This window comes from Vibrio sp. V42_P2S4T144, from assembly GCF_009904715.1.
GTDB classification, from domain to species: domain Bacteria; phylum Pseudomonadota; class Gammaproteobacteria; order Enterobacterales; family Vibrionaceae; genus Vibrio; species Vibrio alginolyticus.
This window is the reverse complement of record NZ_WXWS01000647.1, coordinates 1-4,317: the sequence shown is the minus strand read 5'-3', so window position 1 is coordinate 4,317 and position 4,317 is coordinate 1. Positions and strand designations below refer to the sequence as shown.

Here is a 4,317-nt window from a genome sequence, read left to right as displayed (position 1 = left end):
AGTTAGTACAAACTCTGTTTAAGGTAATTCGCCCACTTATGCTTGGCAAACTGTCCAACTTTTTACCTATTCGAGCAGAAGATGTCGCCAAAGCGATGATTTATCAACTTTTCAGTTATCAAGAAGACTCGGTGGTTTACTTACAAAGGAAAGAAATGCGTGACTTACTGCATCACTACGAATAACCATTTTGTACAATTAACGTGCTAATTCACACTCTCACGCGACTTAGATCTCGTTTTTATATTCATTTTAGATCTAGCTAATACCCGTTTGTCATTTTTAAAGTTATATCACGAGCGTTATCTTACGCTCCATAAATAAATCCGTATAAAACCCCGTATAAAAAACAACCGCCACTTCGGCTGGTTGATAAGGTCAAATTATGAATTTTGCAGTGATAGCCTCTCTAGCCGTCTTTGTTGGAATATTGTTCTTTCTATTTAATCAGCAACAAAAGAAACACACTCTTTCACGTCTCGTTTTGATCGGTCTTGTTACCGGTTCTCTTTTTGGTCTTGCTTTGCAACTCATTCACGGTGAAGGCAACAGCGCGATTGCTCAAACACTTGAATGGGTAGGCATTGTAGGCAGTGGCTACGTTGGTCTACTGAAAATGGTCATCATGCCACTAGTATTGGTATCGATGATCTCTGCAGTTGTTAAATTGGAGAAAGGTGGCTCTTTAGGTAAAATTTCTGGCCTGACCATCTCTGTTCTTCTAGTAACGACTGCAATTGCTGCACTTATCGGTATCTTGGTGACAACGACATTTGGCCTTTCAGCAGAAGGGTTAACTGAAGGTGCGCGTGAAACCGCTCGTATCGCCGTTTTAGAAAGCCGTGCCGGTACAGTAAGTGACCTAACTATTCCTCAAATGCTAGTTAGTTTCATTCCAACCAACCCATTTGCTGATCTAACAGGTGCTCGCTCGACATCGATTATCGCTGTAGTGATTTTCGGCGTGTTAACTGGTATCGCCGCTCGTAAAGTGATGATGGAAAAAGCAGAGTTGGAATCACCGATTCGTACTTTCGTAGAAGCTGCTCAATCTATCGTTATGCGATTAGTGAAGATGATCATGGCCCTAACGCCATACGGCATCGCAGCACTGATGGCAAAAGTGGTAGCGACATCAAGCGCAGGCGACATCCTAAACCTACTTGGCTTTATTGTGGCGTCTTATGTTGCTATCGCACTGATGTTTGTTGTTCACGGCGTATTAGTCTCTTTTGTCGGCGTTAGCCCTGCGGAATACTTTAAGAAAATCTGGCCTGTACTGACCTTCGCGTTTACATCTCGTAGCTCAGCAGCAACAATTCCACTAAACGTAGAAGCGCAAATCACCAAGCTTAACGTACCACCAGCGATTGCAAACCTATCAGCATCGTTTGGTGCCACTATCGGCCAAAACGGCTGTGCGGGTATCTATCCTGCAATGCTTGCAGTGATGGTAGCTCCAACAATGGGTATCAACCCACTTGATCTACACTTTATCCTGTCATTGATTGCGATTATCACCATCAGTTCATTTGGTATTGCAGGTGTTGGCGGCGGTGCAACGTTTGCAGCCTTGATTGTTCTTCCTGCAATGGGCTTACCTGTGACCATCGCGGCGCTACTTATCTCTATTGAACCATTGATTGACATGGCACGTACCGCACTAAACGTTTCAGGCTCAATGACTGCGGGTACAATTGCTAGCCGAGTGCTGAAGTCACCAGAAAGTGAAGCAACATTGGAAGAAACACGAGCATAGAACTCAAATTCCTTCCAAAGCGATAAACGTAAAATATCAAGCCGATGGTTCGCCATCGGCTTTTTTCATTTTCAAAAATTCAACTTGCATCTTTCGTTGCTAGTCAAGGCGTTGAATGGTCTAATAGTGTCATCGGTTTTGTAAACGGTAAGCAGAATGCACCAAGATAATCAGCCCACTTTTTTCTTCTTTGATTATGAGACATGGGGAACCAACCCCGCGAAAGATCGCCCAAGCCAGTTTGCTGGTGTTCGTACAGATGAAAACTTTAATATCATCGGCGAGCCTTTAGTCATGTACTGTCAACCACCAGCTGATTATCTTCCGTCTCCTGAAGCTGCGCTTATTACTGGTATTACTCCGCAAAAAACGGTTCAAGAAGGCCTTTCTGAGCCAGAGTTTATCGCTAAGATTCACGCTGAACTCGCGAGACCAAATACCACCAGTTTAGGCTACAACAGCATTCGCTTTGATGACGAAGTGACCCGTTATACTTGTTATCGCAACTTTATCGATCCATACGCATGGAGTTGGCAAAACGGTAACTCGCGTTGGGATTTACTCGATGTACTACGCGCGTGCCATGCCCTTCGCCCAGAAGGCGTAGAATGGCCAGAAAACGAAGATGGCTTCACTAGCTTTAAATTAGAACACTTGTCTGTGGCTAACGGCATAGAACATAGTAACGCGCACGATGCCATGGCAGATGTGATTGCGACTATCGAAATGGCAAAGAAAGTAAAAGCAGCGCAACCAAAATTGTTTGATTACTTTTTTTCTATGCGCCAAAAGCGCAAGCTCAATGATTTAGTCGACATCGTCAACATGACACCGTTGATGCACGTTTCAGGCATGCTAGGGCGCGAATGCCAGTACACTAGCTGGATTGTGCCTGTTGCTTGGCATCCAACCAATAATAACGCCGTTATCACCATCGATTTAGCGAAAGACCCTCAACCTATTCTTGAGCTATCCGCAGAAGAGCTGCACGAAAGACTCTACACTAAGCGCGAAGATCTTGGTGAATTGCTACCAGTGCCAGTTAAACTAGTTCATTTGAACAAATGCCCTATTCTCGCCCCTGCAAAAACGTTAACGGCTGAAAATGCGGAGTCTATTGGCATTGATCGCCAGCAATGTCTCGCTAATCTCGCTTTGTTGCGCCAACATCCTGAAATTAGAGAAAAGCTGATTAGCCTCTTTTCAGTCGAGCGTAAATTCGATAAAAGTGATGACGTCGATACACAGCTTTACGACGGGTTCTTTTCTCCGGCTGATCGCGCAGCTATGGATATCATTCGAGAAACCGACCCGAATAATCTTGCTGCATTAGACATTGAATTTGATGACAAGCGCATTAAACCTCTATTGTTCCGCTATCGTGCGCGTAACTTCCCAGGCACATTAGACGAGCAAGAACAAAGACGCTGGGCACTACACTGTCGAGAAGTGTTTGAAAGCCAAATTGAAGAGTACATGCTGAATTTAGAAAACTTAGTTCACGAACATGAAAGTGACGAAAAGAAGATTGCGATATTAAAATCCGTGTACTGTTATGTAGAGAGCTTAGCTTCCTAACTCCTCCTAATACAAGCGCACCTTATGGTGTGCTTGTTGTTTATATACTGTCAAAATGATTAAAGAACGATTCTTACAACTGATCCAACTGCTCATTTCAATCTTCCTCATCATGGGAGCACTTGGCATCGGAATTACCATTCAAAAGTTCACTGGCGTTTCCGTTCCAGGAAGTGTCATCGGTATGCTCGTACTGTTTTTCTCCATGACTCTTGGGCTTGTAAAAGTCGACTGGGTCAAACCGGGCGCCACGCTATTTATCCGCTATATGATCTTATTGTTCGTTCCTATTAGCGTCGGATTAATGCAACATTTCGATATGCTACTCGCTAATGCCCTCCCTATCATTGCTAGCGCAGTTGGAGGCTCACTCATTGTACTAGTCAGCCTCGCTTGGCTGCTGGACTACTTGCTAAAGGAGAAGCACTGATATGTGGTTAGTTGTTACCATTGCGGTTTTTCTTGTCGCGCGCCAAATTGCAATCAAAGTGAATAATCCTCTAGCAAATCCTTTGCTGATCAGTATTGCAGTGCTCATTCCTTTGCTTACTTACTTAAATGTACCGTTTGAAACGTATTATGCGGATAACGAAGGGATCAGTTTTTTACTTCAACCAGCCGTAGTTGCTCTGGCTTACCCGTTATATGAACAACTACCACAAATTAAAGCAAACTGGCGAATCATCACTTTTGCTTGCACAGTAGGCAGTGTGATGTCGATGATGACAACCACCTTGATCGCAGTCGCTTTCAAAGCGGATATCAGTTTAATCGCAAGTCTAGTGGGTAAATCCGTCACTACGCCAATAGCAATGGAAATTTCGAGTCACCTCGGTGGTGAAGCTGCCGTTGCGGCGATCTTGGTTCTGATTGTTGGTTTATTGGGCGCGATTTTGGCATACCCAATTTACAACTTAATTGGAATTAAACACCCGATTGCACGTGGTCTGACAATGGGTACAGTCTCTCATGCCTTAGGC

At 44.1% G+C, this 4,317-nt stretch carries 4 protein-coding genes and 1 pseudogene; all 5 read left to right on the top strand.

Going from position 1 to position 4,317, the window contains the following annotated elements; all coding sequences use genetic code 11:
• Positions 1-185: pseudogene (locus CAG68_RS21065) on the top strand (oxidoreductase); the annotation flags it as partial.
• Between the two features lie 200 nt (positions 186-385).
• Positions 386-1,759 (top strand): L-cystine transporter, encoded by a 1,374-nt coding sequence (locus CAG68_RS21060; protein ID WP_005377885.1) that lies wholly within the window; start codon positions 386-388, stop codon positions 1,757-1,759.
• Positions 1,760-1,915: 156 nt separating this feature from the next.
• Positions 1,916-3,337, top strand: coding sequence for an exodeoxyribonuclease I (sbcB, locus tag CAG68_RS21055; protein WP_047100708.1), 1,422 nt, complete (start codon positions 1,916-1,918; stop codon positions 3,335-3,337).
• Positions 3,338-3,392: 55 nt separating this feature from the next.
• Positions 3,393-3,767 carry a CidA/LrgA family protein gene (locus CAG68_RS21050; protein WP_005397786.1) on the top strand — a complete coding sequence of 125 codons (375 nt, stop codon included), beginning with the start codon at positions 3,393-3,395 and terminating at the stop codon, positions 3,765-3,767.
• Between the two features lies 1 nt (position 3,768).
• Positions 3,769-4,317: LrgB family protein (locus CAG68_RS21045; protein ID WP_161441618.1), on the top strand; the 549-nt coding region annotated here is incomplete at its 3' end.

What these genes read in the sequence shown, in the direction of transcription:
- sbcB (WP_047100708.1), top strand. Translation starts at nt 1,916, where the DNA reads ATGCACCAAGATAATCAGCCCACTTTTTTCTTCTTTGATTATGAGACA.
- CAG68_RS21050 (WP_005397786.1), top strand. Translation starts at nt 3,393, where the DNA reads ATGATTAAAGAACGATTCTTACAACTGATCCAACTGCTCATTTCAATC.
- CAG68_RS21060 (WP_005377885.1), top strand. Translation starts at nt 386, where the DNA reads ATGAATTTTGCAGTGATAGCCTCTCTAGCCGTCTTTGTTGGAATATTG.